This window comes from Streptomyces sp. NPDC046308 (assembly GCF_055588065.1).
In genome coordinates this window covers 1-21903 of the sequence record NZ_JBVJFB010000001.1, presented here as the reverse complement: position 1 = coordinate 21903, position 21903 = coordinate 1, and the positions used below count along the sequence as shown (strand labels likewise).

Sequence of the window (21903 nt, the reverse complement as noted above, 5' to 3'; positions counted from 1 at the left end):
AGCTACGGCACTCCCTCGGTGTCACCCCGATCCGCGCGCACTGCCGAGCATCCGCGTCGCGAGACTGCGGTGCGTGGACTTCCACCGCTGGTGCCGCTCCTCCAGCCCGCCCAGCGCCGTGTGGAAGAGGTTCCAGTCCGTCCAGCTGAAACGAGCCCTGCGGCGAAGGTCGAGATACGCGTGCGTGACCGTGTCCTGGTCCGCCTCGCCCGCCTCGGCCCGTACAGGCGGAACACTCGTGAACGCCTCCGATCCCGGACGCCCGGCGTGCGGGAGGCCGCACAGGACCTCGAACCGCTTGTACTGCTCGGACTGGATGGCACTCGCGCCCTGAGTGAACTCCCGGAACCCGTGGACATGCTCCGGCCGCATCGTCGCGACCAGCCCGAACAGCGCCGAAGCCCGCTCGAACGAGGCGGCCGCCCGGTCCACACACATGGCCGCCGGCTCCAGACAGCCGTCGCGCAACGCCGCGATCGCCGCCCGCACGTCCTGCGCGATCGCCGTGAACACCATCTCGTGGGCCTGCAGCGCCCGCATGAAGAAGTACTCGTCGTGCAGCGCGTACACGGGCTGCACCGTCACCTCGAACCAGCGCCCCGCCTCCGTCGCCGCAGGCCGCGGCAGCAGCTCGGCGGCCCGCGGGCTCAGGTCCTCGACGTCCAGTCCGTCGTCGTGCGCCACGAACCGCAGGGCGTGCCGCAGCCGCTTGCGCAAGGTCGCCGCCCCGGGCCGGTCGCGTTCCGAGGCCGAGTCCGCCGGTTCCTGCGGCGCGGCCGCACACTGCATCTCGAAACGCACCACATCGGATATGAGCCAGGTCGCCAGCCGGTTCGGCCCCGGCCCGTGTCCCGGCTCGTCCGAGATGAGCTCGAGCAGCGGGAGGGAAAGGTACGTCCGGTTCCGGTAACGCTCCTCGTGCTTGTCGAGCAGACAGTCGAGGAACGCCCGCAGAAGGGGCCGACGGCCGGTGGCGTGCCGGCTGCGGATCTCACTCAGCTGAAGCAGGAACGGCTGCGGCAGAAAGTGCTTCCCAGCCCGCCTCACCTCCTCCGTGATCACCCGGGCCAGGTGAATCCCGTCGAGATCGCCGTCGACCTGCCCGGCGGCCGCCCACCGCTCCACTTCCTCGAAGGTCAGCGCGCACGGACCGACGCGAGGCTGATCGGCACACTGGTGTGCACGACATTCGGAATTCATCACCCATCGACTCCTCACACGCTCCGGCGGGGCCCCACACGCTCCGGGTGAGGCAGGAGATCTCAGTAGGCGTGATCGAAAGGCCTTGCGTCATGACGCGAACATCCGTGTCTTGACACCCCGCCCCCACGGCGCTCCCACTTCGGTGAGCCGCTCTCGCGTCCCTCCGTTCCGTACCCGTGGGGGGCTGACGGACCTGTTCTCCCTGTACGCCGGGACCCGGGCCCACTCCCTGCTCGACTGGCAAGGCGGCTTCGCCTACGCCTCCATGGACGACTGGGCCGCCGCCGATGCCCGCTTCCGGCGTGCCTGGACCTTCCAGGGCCAGGCCACGATCGTCTGCGGCATCGTGTTCATCGCCTGGTTCCACCAGATGTACCGGAACGCGGTGGCGCTCGCGCCGGACCGGCTGCGCAGGGAGACCGGCTGGGCGATCGGGGCCTGGTTCCTCCCGCTGATCAACCTCTGGCGGCCGTTCCGGATCGCTCTCGACATGTGGAGCGTCTGCGTACCGGCCGCCGCTGCGGCCGCCGCTGCGGCCGCCGCTGCGGCCGCCGCTCCGGATCAGGCTCCGGCCCCCGGGCAGCCGGCCAAGGCGGCCAAGGCGGCCGGGGCGGGCAAGGCGGCGTTCTGGCCGGTGGGCCTGTGGTGGGGGCTGTTCGTCACCTCGGGAGTGTTCAACCAGTACACCGTGTGGGCGTACGACCGAGCCGAGTGGATTCCGGACCTGCGGGACGCCGTGGTCCAGCTGATGGTGGGCGACGTCCTGGACCTCGCCGCGGCCGCCGCCGCGATCCACTTCACCGTCAGGCTGACGGCGATGTACCGGCGCCACACCCCCTGACCGATCGCCCCCGTCCGGCGACCGACTGCCCGCCGCAGGCCACCGCCGCCGCGGCGGGCCGCGCGTGCCGGGCGGGGTCAGGGCCGGCGGTCCGGTTCCGGCCCGGCGTCACCGCGGGCCCGCATCGACAGCGGTGCGATCCTGCCGACCACCACCAGCCGGTGGCGTACGACCGTGACGGCCACCGCCGTCACGGCGATGACCACACCACCCAGCTCCAGGATCGCGTCGTAGGCCTCCTCGGGCGGCCGCTGCGGGGTCATCGCCGAGATCGCCGCGGCCGCCCCGGCCAGGGCGACCGCTCCGAGCGTGACCAGGAACGTCAGCAGCACCCCCGAAGCCTCACCCGCCCGCTCCGGGGCGACGACCTGCTGCGTGGCCACGCTGGAAAAGGTCCAGCCCAACCCCAGCCCCAGCCCGCACCACGCGAACACCGGCACGTACAGCCACCAGGCGCTGACCTGCGCCAACACGTACATGCCGGTGCCCGCGACCGCCCCGGCGAGTGCCATCACCGCGGTCGGCCGCATGTGCCGGCCCAGCCGCGCCCCGAGCGGCCCGCTGAGGGCCACCAGCAGCGCCGGGGCCAGGAACACCGTGCCCGCCAGCAGCGGCGAGAGGCCGCGCACGTCCTGCAGGTAGAGGGTGGCGAGGAAGACCGTGACGCCGTAGCCCATGTTCGAGACCGAACCCATCCCGGTCACCAGGACGTAGGGGACGTTGCGGAACAACCGCAGATCGATCAGCGGATGCCGGGCCAGCCGCTCCCGCACCACGAACAGCGCGCCGGCCACCACCGCCACCGCGAAGAAGCCGAGGGTACGGGCACTCGCCCATCCCCAGGCGTCGCCGCGTTCCACGGCCAGGGTGAGGGCGGCCAGCGCGCACACGACCAGCGCGCAGCCCGCGAGATCCAGCTCGCGCGGCGCCGACGCGTCGCGCGAGTCGGGCACGTACAAGAGAGCGGCGAGCAGCGAGAGCAGGCTCAGCGGCACCATCAGCCAGAAGATCCACCGCCAGCCGGGCCCCTCGGTGAAGCCGCCGCCCACGAAGGGCCCGAGCGCGGTCCCGATGTTGGCGACGCCGAACACGGCCCCCAGTGCCCGGGCGCGGGACTCCTCGGGAAAGGTGTTGGTGATCACGGACACCGACACCGGGAAGACGAACGCCGCGCCCACCCCCTGCGCGATCCGGCCCGCGACCAGCCAGCCCAGGCCGGCAGCCAGCGCGCAGCCCACCGAACCGGCCGTGAACAGGGCGGTCCCGGCCAGCAGGGTGCCGCGCCGCCCGAACACGTCCCCCACCCGGCCGCCGATGATGAAGAAGCAGCCGATGGCGAGCATGTACGCGGACAGGGTCCACTGCGCGGCCGAAGCCGTCACGTCGAGCTCCGCCGCGATACCGGGAAGGGCGAGGTTGAGGGCGAAGAAGTCGAGCTGGATGCAGAACAGCGCGACGGCGACCGCAACGAAGGCCCCCGTCCTCCGCGCGGCTGCCGAAGACCCAGCGCGCATGAGGGCGTTCCTCTCAGCCGTTGCCGTCAGCACACCGCCGACGGCCGCACGCGTGCCCTCGTCCCATTGTGGAGCGGCCCGCCGCGGCCCGCAGTCCGGCCACCGGCACGACCGCACCGCGGCCGCGGCGACAGGTGAGTCGGGGACGTACGCACCGGGGTCACGGCCGGGGGCGGGCCCGGCCGTGGTCCCCTGGCCCGTGCCCCCTGGGCGAGGCCCAGGACCGGCCGCCGTCCTCGTCCGGGACGGCGGCCGGCGGCCTGACGGCCGGGTCTCGGCAGGGGGAGCGCCACGGGGCAGAATCGCGGACTGTGACGATCACCGCGGGCGAACTCAACCGGGCCACCCCGGGCCGCCAGTTGCTGCTCGCCCGCGAGCCGCTGACCGTACCCGAAGGGGTACGGCGTGTGGTCGCGCTCCAGGCACAGCACCCGGCCTCGCCCTACGTCGCCCTGTGGAACCGGCTCACCGCTTTCGCCCTCGGCCCAGATGCAGGCGTGGACCGAGGAACGGCTCGGGGCGCGCAGAAGCGGGACGGTGCGTGGTGGGGGCTGAAGGCGTACGCGGCCCTGCACCACGCCCCGACAACGGATGCGCCGTGGTCGGTCGGCTACCGCCCGTCCTTCATCGCGGCCACAGCCACACCAGAGCCCGTACCCGTACCGGCGCCCGCACCCGCGTCCGGATCCGTTCCCGCCGGGCCCTCGGGGGGCTCCGAAGCCCTACGCGGACAGCGTCCTGCTGGCTCAGGCCGACCGCAGCCGGGTGATACCCCCCGCCTACCGCCCTCTGGTGATCCGCCGCAACGGCGACGTACTGCCCACCCCGCTGGTGGACGGCCACGTCGCGGGCGTGTGGCGCCCGCTGCCGGGCGACATCGAGGCCACCGCCTTCCGCCCCCTGTCCGCCGCCATCTGGCACGAACTCGCCTCGGAGGCGCACTCCTTGACCGCCCTGCTGGGCGAGCGCGAGACGGAGGTCTACCGGCGCTCCCACCACTGGTGGGACAACCTCCCCGAGGCCGAGGTACGGGGGCTGTGACCGGCGCGCCCGCCACCCCTGCCCCGGCCGGCCACGCGGGGCGTGGGCCCTGCTTGAATGCCCGGATGGATCTCGAGACGTTCCGGGCCCTGCTGACAGAGGAGGGCCAGACCCTGCTGGCCGTCCTCCAGGACACCGACGCGGCGCAGGAGCCCGTGGTGACGGCCGACCTGAGGCGCACCCACCGGGTAGCGCTGGTGGAAGCGGCCCAGGAGCAGGTGCGGTTGCGGCGGCAGGCCGCGGAGAAGTTCGGCGGGCGCGCCCAGCGTCTGTACTTCACCCCGGAGAGCCTGGAGCTCTCGTCCCACCTGGCCGTGTCCGACTACAAACTGGACCGGGTCCTGGACGAGATCGGCGTCGTGATGGTCGATGCGATGGGCTTGGGCGGCAGTGTCGACGCCCACGTGCTGGGCTGGTCGCACATGACCAGTGCCGTGGACGGGGACCGCTTGACCGTCGAGATCGCCGCGGCGAACCGGCTGGGGTTGGACGAGCCGATGCTCGATCTGACCTGTGCGGACATCACCGAGTTCGACAGCCAGGGAGAGGCCGTCTTCATCGACCTGATGCGCCGGCCGGGCCCCGGCCGGCGACCCGACGATGATCCCGAGTACGGACCCGAGTCGTATGACCCGCCGCTCTCCTGGGCGTTGGAGCGGCTGCACACGACCGGGGCCGGCTGGATCAGGCTCGCCCCGGCCCTCCCCGACGAGGCCTTGCCCGGTCTGGGCGCGGCCCATGAGGCCGAGTGGATCTCCTACGGCGGGCACATCCAGGAAGCGGTCCTGTGGTTCGGCGTGGACGAGGAGTGGACACCCCGCCCCGACCCGGTACGCAAGGCCACCGTGCTGCCGGCCGGCGCCTCCCTGACCGGACGTGGCCTGCCCCAGCCGGCCGTCAGAGCCGCCGGCCGCTACCTGTACGTGCCGGACCCCGCCGTCGTCTACGCACGCCTGCTCCCCGAGCTCGCACAGGACCTTGGCGCGGGACTGCTTGAGGAAGGCGGCACGCTCCTCACCTCCGACGAACTGCGCCCCACCCCCTTCGCCACCGCGTACGAGATCACCGATGCATCGCCGCTCACCGCCACCCCCGCGCCCGCCGGTTCCTAGGGCACCGTCACCACTGCCGGGGTGCCGGCGTGGTTCCGGATGAGCTCGTAGGAGCCGAGGCGGTCGTCGAGGTCGTGGACGGGGGTGGTCAGCATCAGCTCGTCCGCCCCGGTCTCGGCGGCCAGTTGCGCGAGCCGGGCCACGACGGTGCCGGGCGCCCCGACGGCCTGCTGCGCACGGAAGCCCGCCAGCACCTGTCGTTCCTCGTCGGTGAAGGGATGGGCGGCCGCCTCCGCGGGGGTGGGGAAGGGCGTCTGGCTCAGTCCCTTGAGGAGACCGGCCTTGACGACCTCCATCGGGCGCGCGCGCCACGCGGCTTCCTCGTCCGTCTCGGCGCACACCGTCTCCACACACAGCAGCACCCGGGGCCGCTCGCACCAGCGGGAGGGGGTGAACTTCGCCCGGTAACACTCCAAGACGGCCCGGGTGTTGTCCGGCCGGATGTGGTGGGCGATCGCGACGGGCAGACCGAGATCAGCGGCGAGAGCGGCCCCTTGGGGGCTGGAGGCCAGCAGCCACGGCTCCGGCAGCGGGCCGAGCGCGACCTCGTCGACGAGGAACGACAGGATCGCGGCGACGTCCTGCCGGTACTCCGCGTCGGTGGCCGGCCCGGCTCCGCGGCGCAGCGCCCGCGCGATGGCCTCGTCGAAGGTGCCGGGACCGCGGCCGATGCCCAGGTCGATGCGGTCGGGGTGCAGGGCGGCCAGCGTTCCGTACTGCTCGGCCACCGTCAGGGGCGCGTGGTTGGGCGCGAGCACCCCGCCCGATCCGAGGCGGATGCGTGCCGTCGACGCGGCGGCGTGCGCGGTCAGGACGACGGGCGGGAACGCGCCGATCGCGGGGGAGTGGTGGTGCTCCGCGTACCAGAGGCGGTGGTAGCCGAGCCGTTCCACACCCTGCGCGAAGGCCGCGGTGTCCCGCAGGGTCTCCACGGCCCGGGTGCCCGTCTGGACCATGGCGACTTCCAGCGCTGAAAGAGGTATGTCGAGCATGGCATCAGCATAGGGATCTTGCGCCGCGTGAGGGCGGTGAGGATCTCTTTCCCGCCACATGTGAACAGCGCTCGAGGAGCTCCGCGACCACGGTCGTGAGGTCGTCGACCTCGAACGCCGGCCGACGCGCGGCGGCGGACACGTCCTGGTCCGCCTGGTCCGCCCCGTAGGACGCGGCGGTGGGCTCGGACGGAGCCGACCGGATTCGAACCGGCGTCCTCGCGGTTTTGGAGACCGCGCGCGTCGACCTCTGCGCTACGCCTCCGTCCGCCCGGCATCCTAAGCCCACCCGCCCCGCCCCGGCGCACCCGGCCGGGACGGGGCCTCGTGGCGCACGCTGCTCAGCGCAGGGTGGGGATCACATCGCGGGTTTCGTCGACCTCGACGTCCGTGGCGCGGCGGCCCGGCGTCCCCGCCGGTGTCTCGTCCGCGCAGACGGTGCCCCGGGCGGGCAGCGCCAGGGTGGCGAGGTAGTCCGTGACCAGGGCGCTGACGCACGCGCTGCGGTTGTAGGCGGTGTGTCCCTCGGCGTCGAACGTCAGCAGCCGTCCGTTGGCCAGCGTCCCGGCCAGGGCGACCGCGTCCTGGTACGGGGTGTCGGGGTCCCCGGTCGTACCGAGCACCAGGATCGGGGCGGAACCCTGCGCCCGGTAGGAGCCCTCGTAGCGACTCGGGCGCTCCGCCCGCCACTGGGCGCAGGTCGGCGCGTGGTTGTGGTCGTAGGTGGGCGGCCCGAGCCCGATGGGCGGACCCAGCAGCGGCGCCGCCGCCACATGGGCACTGACCAGCGCGCCCAGCAGCGGCCGGCCGGCCGGGTAGACGCGGTCGGCGCACTCGACGGCCGTGTTCACGTTGAGGAAGTCGAACGAGGCGGGGGAGGGCGGGTTTAGCAGGAACGAACCCTGGCGCGCCTGCGCCGCCCGCAGGGCCTGCCCCAGCTCGGGCCAGATCTCCTTGCCCGCGTTGATGTTGAACATCAGCCGGTAGGCCAGCGTGTAACCGGTGGCCGGACGCCCGCTCGCGCTGATGACCGGGTCCGCGTCCAGCGCCCGCTTCAGCTGCTCGAAGGCCTCCCGCGGCCGCCCGTCCCCGAACCCGCAGGCGTCGGCGTTCTGCGCGCACCAGTCCAGGAACCGGCCCACCGCCGCGTCGAGGGCGACGAACTGCGCGGCGTCGTAGGCGTACGGCACGTCCGCGTAACGCCGCGGATCGTAGGCCCCGTCCAGGACCATGGCGCGCACCCGCCGGGGGAACTGCGCGGCGTACACGGTGCCGACGTAGCTGCCGAAGGACCGGCCGTAGAAGGAGAGCGTCTCCTCGCCGAGGGCCTGGCGCAGCAGGTCGAGGTCCTTCGCGTTGGAGGCGGTGCCGACGAAGGGCACGAGGTCACCGGAGCGTCGCCGGCACGCCTCGGCGAAGTCGGCGCCCTGCCGGATCGCGCTCTGCAGGGCCCCCGGTCCCGGTACGCCGCGCGCGGCGTCGACGGCGGCCGAGTACTCCTTGTCGTCCCAGCACTCCACCTGGCCGCTGCGCGCCACGCCGCGCATGTCGTACCCGACGACGTCGAAGGCGTCGCGCAGGGACGCGGGGAGCGCGGCGTAGCTGTTACGGGCGAAGTCCACACCGGAGTTGCCCGGTCCGCCCGGGTGCAGTACCAGGACACCGGAGCGGTGGGCCTTCTCGGCCACGACCCGCCGGGTGACCGCCAGGGGGATCGTGGCACCGGTGGGGCGGCGATAGTCCAGCGGCACCCGGGCGGTCGCGCACTCGAAACCGTCCGCCGGGCCGGCACAGGGACCCCAGGACAGCACGGGCACGGGCGGGGGCACGGTCACGGCGGTGGGGCCCGTCGCCGTGGCGGCGCCGGGCGAGATGCCCAGGAGCGCGGCGACCGTGATCAGGACAAGGGATATCCCCCACACCACTGGCTTGCGGGAGCCATCAGCCGAACGGGTCTGCATGCGGCGAACCTCCGTCATGGGCGTTGCGCGACGGGCGACAACGTAGCCGCCGGCCGCCGCCCTGTCCTCCCACCAGGAGATGATTCCCGCCTACCCCCAGGGGTGGCGGCCCGCTCCCACCACAGTGGTACACCCCCCGAGCCCTGGCGCACTTCCGCGACGCGGTCGGAGCCCCCGTCCACTTCGCGGTCACGAGCTGGGCCGCGCCGGCCCGCTCGGCCCATGCGCCCGCTCGGCCCATGCGCCCACTCGCCCGCCCGTCGACCCGTCCACGCGTCGACCCGTCCACGCGTCGACCCGTCCACGCGTCGACCCGTCCACGCGTCGACCCGTCCACGCGTCGACCCGTCCACGCGTCGACCCGTCCATGCGTCGACCCGTCCACGCGCTCACCTCCACCCCCGCAGCGTCCTCGGGGATACTGGCGCGATGCCGCACACGCCGCCCGCCGTGCCCCCCGAGCCCGTGCCCCCCGGCCCCGTACGCCCCGAGCCCGTGACGGCCGATCCGCCCCACCGTGCGGGCCGGCCGCTGCTCACCCAGTCCTGGCTCGACCTGACGTTCCTGCACTGGGCCGCCGATCCCGCCGACATCGCCCCGCTGCTGCCCGCCGGCACCGCACCGGACACGCTGGACGGACTGACCTACGTCGGCCTCGTGGCGTTCCGGATGCAGCGGATCGGATGGCTCGGCCTGCCCGGCATTCCCTACCTGGGCTCCTTCCCGGAGACCAACGTCCGCCTCTCCTCGGTGGACGCCCACGGCCGCCGCGGCGTCGTCTTCCGTTCCCTCGACGCCTCCCGCCTGATCCCGGTCGCCGTCGCACGGTCCGTGTTCCGCCTCCCCTACCTGTGGTCGCGGATGACGATCCGTCACGAGGGGCCCACGCTCACCTACACGAGCAGCCGGCGCTGGCCCGGACCGCGCGGCGCGCACAGCACGATCAGGGTGCGTACCGGCGAACCGATCGCGGAGCCGAGCCCCCTCGAACACTTCCTGACCGCCCGCTGGGGCATGCACAGCGACTTCTTCGGCCGGCTGCTGTACCTGCCGAACAGCCACCCGCGCTGGCGGCTGCACCGCGCCGAACTCCTCGCCTGCGACGAGGACCTGGTGACCGCCGCCGGCCTGCCGGCGCCGACCGGCCCGCCCGTGAGCGTGCTGTACTCCCCGGGAGTCTCCGTACGCTTCACCCGCCCGTCCCGCCCCCGTGCCGCCGCCAGCCCCACCCCCTGACCCGATCGGCCGAAGGGCGCAAGACCGGCGGGCGTGCTCAGTCGAACAGGTGCTCCCGATCGGCGAGTTCGCGGTCGATCAGCTCCTGTACGGCGCCACGGGTGGTCTCGCTGAGCGTGCGGGCGGCGTCCCGACGGGCGGCCAGGCCTTCGGGGCGGGCCGGCGCCGGGATCGGCTCCCCGATGGTGATCGTCCAGTTGGACGGCAGCGGGAACGGCGTGGTGACCGGGAAGTACGGCACGCCCAGCAGCCGGGCCAGGGTCGGCACCTCGCCGAGCTTGGGGCACGCCTCCTCCGCGCCGACGATCCCGACGGGGATGACGGGGGCACTCGCACGGATGGCGGCGACGGCGAAACCGGGGCTGAAGGGCCGCAGCCGGTAGCGTTCGGTGAACGGCTTCTCCAGGCCGGCGATGCCTTCCGGGTAGACCCCGACGAGTTGCCCGGCGTTGAGGTGCTCGACGCCTGCGGTCGGGCCGATCGGCAGTGCGCCGTTGCGGCGTGCGTGCCGGCCGAGGATGGGCGTGCGGAAGACGAACGGGGCGGCGAGGAAGCGGACGCGCCGGTCCAGCGCTCTGCCCAGGACCTTGTCCAGGACGAATGCGTCGAGGCCCCAGGCACCGGAGTGGTTGACGGCGACCACGGCCGGACCCTGTGCCGGGATGTTCTCCAGGCCGAGTGCGACCACCCGGAAGTAGTCGTCGACGAGCCAGTCGAGGAGGCGGTCCCACGCCACCTCGCCGGCTTCGCCGAGTAGCCGTTTGGCGGAGCTGAGTTCCGCTCCGGTCGCCTTGATCATCTCGACTACGCTGTCCCGCACGTCCGGGCCTCGCTCTCGCATCACATGTCAGCCGACTCGCGGTCGGCGAGACGGTGTTTGCGCCCGTTCAACGGCTGTGGGCGCTGTTGATCACGGCCGGACGGGACGCAACCGTGCGAAGTCCTCCGTTCGAGGGCCTTGGGGCAGGAGCGGCCGTGCGGGGACGGGTGGCTTGCGTAGGGGCGGGGGTCAGTCAGCCAGCCACCTGGCGGCGCGTCGTACGTCGTCGGCCGCCCTTGCGCACCGCTCGGCGTGGGCGAGGAGGGCCATGCGGAACCGCTCGCCGGTCTCGCTCGCGTTCCAGCCGATCTCGGCGGCGCAGGCGCAGAGGCTCTCGGCATGCCGGTCCAGCCGGTCCGCGTCGGCCTGCCCCCGCGCCCCGTAGACGGCGAGCGGTGCGGTCATGGCCGCGAACCGGGAGTTGGCGCCTTCCCGCAGTGGATCCCTCGCGGACCGCGCCCCGGGAAGCACCGGCCGTACCGCGTCTGCGGCGGTTCTGGTGGTGGCTTGGCGGATGACCTCGCGGCTGACGTGTGCGGCGAACTCCGCGGTCGGGCAGCCGGAGGGGTTCCCGCACAGTGCCCACGCCGGATCCGTACGCCGGTTCTGGTCGCGTGGCCCGAACAGTGCCGGGTCGTACAGGATTTCCTCCCCGGCTTGGATCGTCCGGCCGTGCACGGTGAACGGCGCGTGCACCGGATACACCACGGCGGACCGCACGGGGTGTTGCTCGAGGGCCCGGTCCAGGGCCCGGCCGACGACCTCCTCGGTGGACGGTGCCGCTTCCTCGGCACCTGGGTCCGTGTCCGGGGGGAGGAGGGTCAGGGCTCTCAGCGCCGTTGGCCCGGTGGCTGCCGAGACGAGGGCCAGTGCGTGCGCGAGGGCCGGGTGCGGCTCCCGTCCGGCCGGGCCGGCGGCCGCCAGCCGTGCGGCCAGGCAGCCGGGCTCGGGGTCGGCCAGGTACGGTGCCATCCGCCGGCGCAGTGCCGCCGCGCGTGCCTCGTGGGCACGCCCGCCGGCGGCTTCCGCAGCCGCCGAGACCATCGCGCTCAGCAGGGTGTCCTCGACGGCGCCGGCACCCAGGACGACGTGCCGGCTCAGCCGCTGCATGGCGGCCTCCCAGCGGCCCGGGTCCAGGGTGCCGTCCTCCCGCCGGGCTCCGGTCACCGCGCCTAGGTGCTCGGCGACCCGTTCGCCCAGCGTGGCCGGCCCAACTAGCGTGGCTGGCCCGCCCAGCTCGTCCGGTTCGCCGAGATCATCCGGGCCGCCGCGTGACGACGCCTCCCAGATGCCTGCGACTGCCGTGTCGGCGGCCGGGTGGGGTGAGAGCCCGTACCGGCGTCCGTCGGCGGCGAGTGCGCAGGGGGTCCCCAGTGCCCCGGCCTTGTCGCCGTGGGTGAGCAGGGTCTCGGCATCGGCCCGGGACAGTGGTACGAGGAAAGGGCCGAAGGGCGTGCGCAGCCGTACCGGGCGTCCGTTTCGGCTGCTCCTCAGGTGGGCCGTCAGCCGGTCCGTCAGTCCGTCGTGGGTCAGGGCGTCCAGGCCGAGGGTGCGTGCGGGCAGGTCCGCCCATGGGATCCGCCGGGCCATCAGCGCGGCGCTGAACAGCATGTTCTCCAGGGGCCAGGCCGTCTCGGGCCGTGCCGTCGTGGCCTGGCCGTCGGCATGGGTCATCGGTCGCTCTCCCTCAAGGTCGCAGGCTCGCCTGTCACTCGTCGCTCGCCATGTGTCGGTTGTCACTTGTCACGGAGCATGTAGGGCTGGTTCCCGACGATCTCGCCGTCGTACGCCCTGATCAGCTCGTTCACCCGGTCCCGGTGGTGTGCCATCTCTCCGCGGAGGGTGTCGGAGTACGCCTGCGGCGCGTGTGACAACGGGTAGTCGTAGGACTCGTCCAGCCAGGTGAGCTCGGTCCAGGAGGCGGGGATGTCAGTGGGAGAGGCGGGCCCGCGTCCGTCGAGCATCGGGATCACGTCGTGTTTGTTGACGAGGCTGATCACCTGGGTGGTGTGGTCGGCCGGGCGCTTGTTGTCGATGGGGGAGCCCACTGTGACCACGTGGGTGATCCGGTAGGCGGAGGCCAGGTCCACGTCCATCGCCAGGTTCATCGCCGTCAGTCCGCCCAGGCTGTGTCCGACGAACATCACCTCGGCCCCGGCCGGTACGCCCGCCCGCTGCAGGAGTTTCCGTGCCGCGCGCGTGTACGTCGTGTCGGAACGCAGACAGCCGTCGAAGGCACCGATCAGGTCCTGCGGGGTGCTGTTGCTCGGCAGTACGAAGCTCGTGCCGGGCAGCAGCAGCACGTACCGGACGTGGCCGTCGGCGCACTCGACGCGCCGCAGCAGTACCAGCCCGTGGTTGCCGAGCGCGCCGATGTCGTTGACGTAGCTGACGATGTCGTTGCGGGACGTCGTCAGGACCTTGGCGAGGATCGGATCCGGTTCGGTCCGCTCGGCCCGCCCGGGGCCGGGGTTGAGGAGGGCGAGCAGTGAACTGGGCAGTCCGAGGAAGGGATCCGTGGTCGGCACTCCGCCGGCGAGGGTGACCCAGGAGAAGCTGTCATTGACCGGGTTCTCGTCGAGCAGCCCGAGGAGGGCCAGCAGTTCCATGATGACCGGGCTGACGGTCGTCAGGGCGCGGGTCACGCCGAGCCGTTCGACCAGCGCGTGCAGGGCCCGCAGCGCTTCCCACCGGTTTCCCTCCACCATGGCGTCGGTGAGGCGTCTGGCCGGTGCCGAGTCGAGGTTCGGGTGATCGGCCACCGCCGCCTCGATCCGCAGCGCGAAGGCGTCCACGGCCATGGACACCGCGGCCGGGCGACGGTACGTCATGCTGCCCGCCATCCGGGCCAGCTCCCCGACGAGCCCGCCGTTCGGGCCGAACCCGAGCCCCGAGGGACTGGTCAGCGCCCTGGCGCACGACACCGCCGTGCCGAGCGCCCACCCGGGACGGCGCAGGGAGGCAAGGGGCAACCGCCAACTGCTGAGTGCCCCGGTCAGTTCGGCGCCGGCCCGCTTCGCGGTGAGGGCCGCGTCGGCCAGCAGCACGGACGCCGCGACCAGGAGCTGCGCGTCGGGTCCTTGTGCCCCGGGGCCACCGGCTGCCTCGGCCCCGGCCCCGGTCCGGGCCCCGGTATCGGTCCGGGTCCCGGTATCGGTCCGGGTCCCGGTATCGGTCCGGGTCCCGGTCTGTGTCCCAGTCCCGGCATCGGTTCCGTCGACGGTTGCGGTTCCGCCGACGGTTCCGGGCCCGTGGATGGCCGGTCTGCTCTGCCCGGGAATGGGCTGGGCCGCTTCGTCGACCACGTGTTCCGCCACGGTCTGAGGCGTCACGGTCCTCCCTCTCGTCCTGTGCGGTGTTCGCCGCGCCGCCCCCCTTGGTGCGTCACGCATGGTGGCACCGAAAGTGATCCACTGCGCGCACGTGTCGGGCTGCGGGTGGATGGGACTCGGCTGGTGGGAGGCCGTCGAGGGGCCCGTCCGCCCCGCAATCTGCGCGGTGGCGGGCGGGCTCGGTGGCTCCGGGCTCGCCATGGGGGGTGTCGTCGGCCCGGGGGTGAACCGCGGACCACCGTGTTGACGCGCGACGGCCGCGGGCGGCGGCAGGGGGAGTGGCTCAGGGGAGGAGGTTGCTCGGGAGGTATTCGGTGTAGTCCGTTTCGGGCCGGTCGGGGGTGCGGTGGATCAGGTCCCGCAGCGGGTCGGGGTCAGTGTGTGTCTCCGGGTCCGACAGGGGGGTGCCGAGGCGGAGGGCGACGTCCTCGCGCAGCGTCGGGAGCAGGGCGTAGAGGCGGTCACCGGGGCAGGAGGTGGCGTTGAAGTCGCGGTGGCCGTAGATCTCGGTGGGGGACAGGTCGTACTGACCGCAGATGTGGGCGCACAGGGCGGTCAGCATGGCGTACTGGGCTGCTGGTGGGGCTTGGGTGGTGTAGGTGCCTTCGTTTTCGATGCCGATGGATACGTTGTTCTGGCCGATGCAGTGTGCCGCACGGACTTGGCGGGTGCCGGTGCGCAGTTCGGTGAGGCTGTTGTGGCGGCCTTCCAGGGCGAAGGCGCCGCGACTGACGGTGAAGTGCTGGCCGGTGTCGATCCAGCCCTGAGCGTCCATGTGGTAGGTCTGGATCGCGCGGGCGAGGGCGACGGCGCGCTGCCTGGAGTAGTCCGTCACGTTCGCCGTGGCGGTGTGGTGGACGATGATCCGCTCGGGGCGGTTGGCAAGGACGACGACGGGCTCGGAAGGGGCCCGTGCGCCCCAGGCGGCGCAGCTGATGATGTCCGGGCCGGCGGCGGAGTGCGCGCGCCCGGCCGCCGCGAGGGGCAGCGCCGTCGCGGTGGCCAGGGTGAGGGCGCCGGTGAGGATCGAGCGGCGGGTGTGCAGTGCGGAGGAGGTCATACGGTGCCCGTTTCCGTAGGGGCTGCCCATTGAAGGGACCCGGGCCGAACGGGTCGCGCAGACACACCGGGCCGCCGACGGACTGCCCCCGGCCGGCCCCCGGCCCCGACAGGCCCCGGCCGCCCTGACATGTTCGGCCCGAGGGGGAACGGGTCGTTCCCGCCCACTTGGCCGGCTCCGGCGCCCTCAACGCCCGCGTCGCCGCCGCGGACGCGGAAGCCGGCGCCGGCCGGTTCGTACGCCGGACGGAGGGCAACCAGGCGGCGGCGGCGCACGTACCGGAATTGGGGACCGCGAGCCCACCCCGCACGGGGCCGTGCGCAGCCGCGACGGGCCGGACGGCTCCGACGGAGCCTTCACCCACCCTCCCCGCCCCGCACGCCACCAGGGCTGACCTGGTCCTTCGCGGAAACCCGCCTGGGCTGAGCAGTTCCGCTGGAGAGCAACGGAGGGGCCCCGTGAGTGAGGAACCCGTCACGTACGACGGTAGTGACATCCAGGTGCTGGAGGGGCTGGAGGCCATTCGAGAGCGGCCCGGTATGTACGTCGAGCTGGTGTACGCGGTCGTCGGCCGGGCGCTGAACGAGGTCCTCGCCGGCCGTGCCGGCTCCGTCGAAGTCGCCCGCACGCCCGACGGCGGCGTGCGCGTCACTGACGACGGTCCGGGCATCCCCGTCGAGGCCGCCGGGGACGCGGGTGTTGGTCCCGGCCTTGAAGCCCTACTGACCCGCCCGCCCGCCGGGGCGAACCCGGCGGCCGCCACGCCGTACCCCTGAGCATGTTCGGTATCGGACTTTGCGTTGCCCACCCCCTGTCGACCCGCCTGACGGCCGAGGTGCGGCGCGCGGGGGTCCGTTGGGTCCAGGAATACGTGCGCGGTGTCGCACTCACCCCGCCCGTCGTCACGGGCCCGGCAACCGGAACCGCGACCACCATCGCGTTCTGGCCCGACGCCGACATCTTCGGTACGGCGACGCAGTGATCATATGCCGTACGGGCGGAGCATCTTCAGGCAACTGGCCTTCCTGAACCGGCGTATGGACATCTCGCTGCCCGACGCGCGCACCCCGGACGGTTCCCTGCCGGCGCGGTTCCACTTCCCGGGCGGAGCGCGGGACTTCCTCGCCTTCCTCGGCACGAAGAGGAGCACGCCAGTCGCACCCGCACACGTCTTCGGCTTCGAGTGGGAGGACGTGCGGATGGCAGCAACGGTGGACGTCATCGTGCTGTGGTCGGCCGCCCGACCGGGCCCGGGCCTACGATCGGAACTGCGATCCGCGATCGCTGTGCAGGATGCATCCGTCGACGTGTTCACGCCGGGCCACGGCGTTGTCCAGGGCAGCCACGGCCAGACGGGACTTCATCCGCGCGTCGATGGTGGGGGTGTTAGGGGTGTTGGGGGTGGTTGGTGTTGGGGGTGGGGGTGGTGGGGGTGTAGTAGACGGAGCGTCCTTGTTTGGTGCGTTCGAGGAGGCCGCGGGCGACGCCTTGTTCGAGGGTGTTGCGGATGACGGTTGTTTGTACTTTGCGGTCGGGGTGGGTGGTGGTGAGGGTGTCGGTTACCTCGGCTGCGGATTTGGGTTCGGTTTGTCCGGCGAGGGCTGTGGTGACGAGGTCGAGCCAGGAGGGGCCGGTTTCCTTCTTCGTTGTGGTGTTGTCGGTGGTGGTGCGGGCTCGTGGGGTCTTGGTGGCCGGCGTCGGCTGGGCCTGTGCGGTGTTTTGGGCTTGGGTGGTCTTTTCGGGTGCTGCACCGTTGTCGGGCGCTGCGGGCTTGTCGGGTGCGGCTGCCTTGTGGGGTGCTGCTGTCTTGTCGGGTCCTGTGGTGTTGTTGGTGTCTGGGGCTGCGGTGCGTGCGGCGGGGACCGCGGCGCGCTTCACGCCGGCCTTCGTACCCGTGTTCGCGCTGGGCTTGGCGTCGGGCTTGACACCGCCGTCCGCACCGGCATTCACGCGGGCCTTCGTGCCATTGTTGGCGCTCGGCTTGGCGTCGGGCTTTACGCCGGTCTTCGCGCCGGCGTTGGCGCTGGCCTTCGTACCCGTGTTGGCGCCAGGCTTCGCAGTGGGTTTGACACCGCCCTTCGCACCGGCATTCACGCGGGCCTTCGTGCCCGTGTTGGCGCTGGGCTTGGTGGCGGGCTTTACGCCGGTCTTGGCGCCGGCGTTCGCGGCGACCTTCGTGCCAGTGTTGGTGCCCGGCTTGGCAGTGGGCTTCCTACCGCCCCGCGCACCGGCGTTCACGCCCGTCTTCGCGTCGGGGTTCACGGCGGGCTTGGCAGCGGGCTTCGCGCTGGTCTGCGAGTCCGGGTTGGCGCTGGGCTTGGTGGCGGGCTTCACGCTGGTCTTCGCGTCGGGGTTCACGGCGGGCTTGGCGGGGGCCTTCGCGTCGTCGTTCGTACCAGGCTTGGCGGTGGGTTTCGTGCCGGCTTTCGTGCCGGGGTGGGCGCCGGGCTTGGGGCCGGTTCGGGGGCTGGGCTTAGTGTCTTTCCTGGTGGGCTTGGGCGTGGTCGTGCGCCTGGTCTTGGTGGTGGTTGTGGTGGTGGGGTGGGTGGTGGTTGTGGTGGTCGCGCGCGTGGTGGTTGTGGTGGTGGGGTGGGTGGCGGGTTTGGTGGTGGGTGTGGGTGTGGGTTGGGTGGGGAGGCCGAGGGCTTCCTGCATTTTGAGGAGGACTTTCTCGCTTTCCTGGAGTTGGTCGAGTTGGTGTTGGAGGCGTTGGAGTTCGGTGCGTGTCTGTTCCTGTGCTGTCTGGTTGGTGGAGAGGTCGCGGGCGATTTGTTGGGCGTAGTCGTCTTGGACGCGTGTGATGTTGGTGGTTGTGGTCATGGGTTCCTCGATTTCTGTCGTGAGGGACGTGTGTGACGCGATGGTACGCACCCACGTCTACCCATGCCCCCCGGATCACGCACCAGGGATCGGCCGGTACCGGTCTCGCGGACCGCCGCTGCGGCGTTGGGTCATGCGCCACCCAACTCGCTCACGCCGCCTCACCGTCGAACCGCCACACATCCAACAGCCTTTTCACACACGCAGGTTGATGTGCATGCGGCGGGTTTTCGGTTCGGCCTGCAAGGAGGCGCGTGGTGGCGCGCCTTCCAGGCCTGCCGCGCTCGAAATCGGGATGTGGGCGGGCGGTGCGCTCACCCCCTCGGGTATGTGGAGCCGGGGTCTGGCGTTTCTGTAGGGTCCGTGGTGGGCCCGCGGTCACCTCGCGCTGGCCTGTGGGTGTACGGCCGGCGCGGGTACCGCGGCCGGCCCGCAAGGAGGCGGTCGTGGTCGTGCATCCCGTTTGCCGCCGCCGAGGCGGCGAAGTACGCGGGCGGTGGGGTCACTGCTCGGGCGCGGAGGGGGCTGGCCCTGGCCCCCGCAGCTGAAGGCGCGTCGGCGGGCCCGCGGTTGCTCCCCGGCGGGGCTGGGGCCGCGGACCCGAGGGCCCGTGCCGGCTCGCGGTCACCTCGCGCAGGGCTGTGGGCGTACGGCCGGCGGTGGTACGGCGGCCGGTCTGCAGGGAGGCGGTGGTGGTCATGCGTTGCGGGTTCCCGCCGCCCAGGCGGAGGTACGCGGGTGGTGCGGTCACCTCCCAGGGGGGCGCGGAGCCCTCGCGTGGTTGAAGGGGTTGCGGCGGGCCTGCGGTTAACCCGCGTGAGTCGGTTGGTGTGCGGCGGGCGCCGGTTCCCCCCGCCGGCAGGGGAGGAGGTGGGCTGTGGCCACACCTTGCCCCCTCTCGTCGCCGATGGTGAAGTGCGCGGGTGGTGTGGTCACCCCTCAGGGGGCGGAGTCTCGCTCTCTTCCCCCCGTTACCGTCTTCGTGGCTCCGCAATGGGGTTACCGGCCTTCGGGTCCGGCATGACTTCCCCCCTTTGTTGCGGTTGATGATCCGGGGGGTGGTGTCACCGGGGCCAGAGGTATCGACGGACCGCTGATGAGGGGCTTGGGCAGCGGCTTCAGCCGAGCCGGATGAGCTCTCGGTAACGTGGGTGTGGCAGCTCGGTGCCGAGGCAGGCCGGACGAAAACGTGATGGAGGGGCCTGCACGTGATCGACACCGGCGACTTCGACGTCTTCCTCGGTCTGGACGTCGGCAAGGGCGAACACCACGCAACCGCCGTCACCCCGGCCGGCAGGAAGGCCTTCGACAAGCGCCTGCCCAACACCGAGCCCGAGCTGCGCGATCTCTTCGCCCAAACTGCAGGCCAAGCACGGAACAGTGCTGGTCATCGTTGACCAGCCGGCCTCAATCGGCGCCCTGCCGCTGGCCGTGGCCCGGGACATGGGCTGCCTGGTCGCCTACCTGCCGGGGTTGACGATGCGGCGGATCGCAGACCTCTGCCCGGGCGAGGCCAAGACGGACGCGAAGGACGCGTTCATCGTCGCGCACGCGGCCCGCGCAATGCCGCACACGCTGCGGGCTCGACGGCGAGGACGAGACCATCGCCGAGCTGGAGATGATCGTCGGGTTCGACGACGACCTGGCCGGAGAGGCCACCAGGGTCGCGAACCGCCTCCACGGTGACCCAGATCATCCGTCGCTGGAACGAGTGCTGGGGCCGCGGTCGCAGCACCCGGCCGTCCTCACGCTGCTGGAGCGGTTCGGGTCACCGGCCCAGATCCGCAGGGCCGGCAGGCGTCGGCTGGTCACGTTGTTGAGGCCGAAGGCGCCGAGGATGGCCGAGCGGCTGGTCGAGGAGATCTTCACCGCCCTGGACGAGCAGACCGTCCCTGTTCCGGGCACCGAGGCGTCCGCGCTGATCGTCCCGAGCCTGGCCCAGTCTCTGACCGCCGTGCTTGGCCAGCGCAAACTCCTGGCTGGGCGGTTCGGGGAAGTCCTGGAGGCCCACCTTCTTTCGAAGGTCCTGATGTCCATGCCGGGGATCGGCGTCAGGACCGAAGCCAGGATCCTCATCGAGGTCGGTGATGGCAGTACGTTCCCGACAGCCGGCCACCTCGCCGCCTACGCCGGTCTCGCCCCGGCAACCCGCAGTTCTGGGTCTTCAATCCGAGGCGAACAGCCCTCCAGGAGAGGAAACAAGCAGCGCAAGAGGCCCTTCTTCCTCTCAGCGTTCGCCGCCCTGGGCGATCCGGCATCGCGGGCCTACTACGACAAGAAGATCACTCAGGGCAAGCACCACACCCAGGCTCTGCTCTGCCTCGCCAGACGAGGGGCCGACGTCCTCTTCGCGATGCTCCGAGACGGACCTTCTACGAACCGCGGCCGTCGGCCGCGGTCACGTGACCAGCGGTTCAGCCAGGAGGACGACCCGGTCGGCCTCGACATCGAAGCCGAGCACCGGATGGCCGTAGTCGCCCTCCGGATCCATCAGGACCGGCTTGCCCAAGCATCGCCCGATCTCCCGGAGGAAGCCGCAGAACACATCGAGTCGTTCCTGGCCCTGCAACTCCCTCAGGTCAACGTCGAAGTCGATGACCTCGTCGTCAAGGAAACGGAAGATCGCCAGCACCTCGGCCGCCGGCCAGACCCGCAGGTTCGAGCCCTCAGCGTCCGCCGGGCGGGACAGCACGCTCTTCGCCCGGGGCACCGGCAGCGGCGTTTCGCCTTCGGAGTACTGGCGCTTCCAGCCCCTCGCCTCGACAAGATCGAGGACCGCCTGCCAGTCCTCCACCGAGCAATCCGGGACACGCAGGTCCGGCAACGACCCCATCAGGTCCGGGTCGAAGAAGCACCGCACGTCATCCCACAGAAGATCAGCCACACCGCCATGCTGCCCGTCTCACCGACTCAACGCAGCCCCGTTTCCCTTGACCAAAGAGATAGGGGCACCCCCCGGGCGCGGAGTTCCCCCGTAGCTGAAGGGCTGCGGCGGGCTTGCGGTCTTCCCGCGGGAGTCTGTTGGTGGGCGGCCGGTAGTCGGCTTGGTCCGCATGGAGGCGGGGCGTGGTCACGCCTTTTGGTCTCCTGCCGCCCAGTGCGGCGAAGTGCGCGGGTGGTGCGGTCACCTCCTCGAGGGTGGGGAGCGTGGGCTGGCGTTGTCGGGGTGCGGTGGTGGGCCCGTGGTCGCTTCCTCGGGGTGTGGAGTGTGGGTGCCGCGTTGCTGAAAGCCTCGCGTCGTTGGAGGTCCTGCGGCCGCTGAGGGGCCTGTGGGGGCCTGGGAGGCAGGCAGTCCTCCGTACCCCCGCCGCACCCCGCTCGGCCCGGCCCCGCCCTCCGCACCCCGCCCCCGCCTCGGCCTGGCTTCGCCGCAGCCAGGCCAGGCCCGGCCCTGGCCTGGCCCCGGCCCCGGCCTCACCCGCCTCGGCCTGGCTTCGCCGCACATCGGCCCGGCCCGGCCCCGCCGTACCTCGGCCCGGCCTGGCCCCGGCCGGCCCCTGCTCCGGTCTCGCGCGTGGCCCTGTTCTGCGTTTCGCCCTGTGGTCCGCTTCCACCACCCCCACCCATCGCCTTCGATTTCTAGCCATTCCTGGTATTTCGTCCGGCTTCTGAAGGGGTATGGTCGGTGACGCTCGGTGAGATTGAGGGGGTGTGGGGGTGAGGCGTCCCATAGGGCGCACGTCACATACGAGCCGGGCTAGTAGCCCGGCAGGGGCCCGTTCCCGCCCCCGCATATGGGCTGTGGCCTGCGCGGATGGCATGCCCCCGGGGAGGGGGCTGCCGGGCCCCGGCTGCGAGGCCGGCTAGTAAGCGGGGTCTTTGCCAGCCCGCTGGGCGGTCGGTAGAACTGGGTGAGTCGCCGGGCGGTACGGGTGGTTCACCCGCCGCCGACGAACCTCTCTCCCTCGTGTGAGTGGCTCACGCATGCCTCCGGGTGTGCGGCGACCGTCCTTGTTCCCGTCGGAAGGTTT

At 72.1% G+C, this 21903-nt stretch carries 15 protein-coding genes, 1 tRNA gene and 1 pseudogene; 6 read left to right on the top strand and 11 right to left on the bottom strand.

What is annotated here, in order from left to right; translation table 11 throughout:
• Positions 1–21: 21 nt before the first annotated feature.
• Positions 22–1200, bottom strand: coding sequence for a tryptophan 2,3-dioxygenase (locus ACZ6JT_RS00085; protein ID WP_469205541.1), 1179 nt, complete (start codon positions 1198–1200; stop codon positions 22–24).
• 145 nt (positions 1201–1345) lie between these two features.
• Here ACZ6JT_RS00085 and ACZ6JT_RS00080 point away from each other — a divergent pair, with 145 nt between their 5' ends.
• Positions 1346–2044, top strand: a complete 699-nt coding sequence (locus tag ACZ6JT_RS00080; RefSeq protein WP_469205539.1) for a DUF4328 domain-containing protein — start codon at positions 1346–1348, stop codon at positions 2042–2044.
• A gap of 77 nt (positions 2045–2121) precedes the next feature.
• On the opposite strand, the gene ACZ6JT_RS00075 is transcribed toward ACZ6JT_RS00080, so the two are convergent.
• Positions 2122–3558, bottom strand: coding sequence for an MFS transporter (locus tag ACZ6JT_RS00075; RefSeq protein WP_469205537.1), 1437 nt, complete (start codon positions 3556–3558; stop codon positions 2122–2124).
• A 591-nt stretch (positions 3559–4149) separates the two neighbouring features.
• Between ACZ6JT_RS00075 and ACZ6JT_RS00070 the strand changes: the two genes are divergently transcribed.
• Positions 4150–4599 (top strand): DNA glycosylase AlkZ-like family protein, encoded by a 450-nt coding sequence (locus ACZ6JT_RS00070; protein WP_469205535.1) that lies wholly within the window; start codon positions 4150–4152, stop codon positions 4597–4599.
• A gap of 65 nt (positions 4600–4664) precedes the next feature.
• A complete protein-coding gene (locus tag ACZ6JT_RS00065) occupies positions 4665–5711 on the top strand; it encodes an SAM-dependent methyltransferase (protein ID WP_469205533.1) in 1047 nt (348 codons plus the stop codon).
• Here the strand turns inward: ACZ6JT_RS00065 and ACZ6JT_RS00060 are convergent.
• The 3 genes from ACZ6JT_RS00060 to ACZ6JT_RS00050 form a co-directional block, all read right to left on the bottom strand.
• A complete protein-coding gene (locus ACZ6JT_RS00060; protein ID WP_469205531.1) occupies positions 5708–6703 on the bottom strand; it encodes an LLM class flavin-dependent oxidoreductase in 996 nt (331 codons plus the stop codon). The genes ACZ6JT_RS00065 and ACZ6JT_RS00060 overlap by 4 nt on opposite strands.
• A 190-nt stretch (positions 6704–6893) precedes the next feature.
• A tRNA-Trp gene (locus ACZ6JT_RS00055) sits at positions 6894–6968 on the bottom strand.
• Between the two features lie 76 nt (positions 6969–7044).
• Positions 7045–8664: an alpha/beta hydrolase gene (locus ACZ6JT_RS00050; RefSeq protein ID WP_469205529.1), complete on the bottom strand. Its 1620-nt coding sequence runs from the start codon at positions 8662–8664 to the stop codon at positions 7045–7047.
• Between the two features lie 429 nt (positions 8665–9093).
• On the opposite strand from ACZ6JT_RS00050, the gene ACZ6JT_RS00045 reads away from it, so the two are divergent.
• A complete protein-coding gene (locus ACZ6JT_RS00045) occupies positions 9094–9900 on the top strand; it encodes a YqjF family protein (protein ID WP_469205527.1) in 807 nt (268 codons plus the stop codon).
• Between the two features lie 37 nt (positions 9901–9937).
• Here ACZ6JT_RS00045 and ACZ6JT_RS00040 read toward each other — a convergent pair whose 3' ends face one another.
• The 4 genes from ACZ6JT_RS00040 to ACZ6JT_RS00025 form a co-directional block, all read right to left on the bottom strand.
• Positions 9938–10720, bottom strand: coding sequence for a lysophospholipid acyltransferase family protein (locus ACZ6JT_RS00040; protein WP_469205525.1), 783 nt, complete (start codon positions 10718–10720; stop codon positions 9938–9940).
• Positions 10721–10909: 189 nt separating this feature from the next.
• Positions 10910–12394: a hypothetical protein gene (locus ACZ6JT_RS00035; RefSeq protein ID WP_469205523.1), complete on the bottom strand. Its 1485-nt coding sequence runs from the start codon at positions 12392–12394 to the stop codon at positions 10910–10912.
• Positions 12395–12456: 62 nt separating this feature from the next.
• Positions 12457–13767 (bottom strand): lipase family protein, encoded by a 1311-nt coding sequence (locus ACZ6JT_RS00030; protein WP_469205521.1) that lies wholly within the window; start codon positions 13765–13767, stop codon positions 12457–12459.
• A 568-nt stretch (positions 13768–14335) separates the two neighbouring features.
• Positions 14336–15112 carry a peptidoglycan recognition protein family protein gene (locus ACZ6JT_RS00025; protein ID WP_469205519.1) on the bottom strand — a complete coding sequence of 259 codons (777 nt, stop codon included), beginning with the start codon at positions 15110–15112 and terminating at the stop codon, positions 14336–14338.
• Positions 15113–15570: 458 nt separating this feature from the next.
• Here ACZ6JT_RS00025 and ACZ6JT_RS00020 point away from each other — a divergent pair, with 458 nt between their 5' ends.
• Positions 15571–15888 (top strand): hypothetical protein, encoded by a 318-nt coding sequence (locus ACZ6JT_RS00020; RefSeq protein WP_469205517.1) that lies wholly within the window; start codon positions 15571–15573, stop codon positions 15886–15888.
• A 610-nt stretch (positions 15889–16498) separates the two neighbouring features.
• Here the strand turns inward: ACZ6JT_RS00020 and ACZ6JT_RS00015 are convergent.
• A complete protein-coding gene (locus ACZ6JT_RS00015) occupies positions 16499–17932 on the bottom strand; it encodes a hypothetical protein (RefSeq protein ID WP_469205515.1) in 1434 nt (477 codons plus the stop codon).
• A gap of 1208 nt (positions 17933–19140) precedes the next feature.
• Here ACZ6JT_RS00015 and ACZ6JT_RS00010 point away from each other — a divergent pair.
• A pseudogene (locus ACZ6JT_RS00010) lies at positions 19141–20338 on the top strand (IS110 family RNA-guided transposase).
• On the opposite strand, the gene ACZ6JT_RS00005 reads toward ACZ6JT_RS00010, so the two are convergent.
• Positions 20331–20816: a hypothetical protein gene (locus ACZ6JT_RS00005; protein WP_469205513.1), complete on the bottom strand. Its 486-nt coding sequence runs from the start codon at positions 20814–20816 to the stop codon at positions 20331–20333. The pseudogene ACZ6JT_RS00010 and the gene ACZ6JT_RS00005 sit on opposite strands and share 8 nt — an antisense overlap.
• Positions 20817–21903 lie beyond the last annotated feature (1087 nt).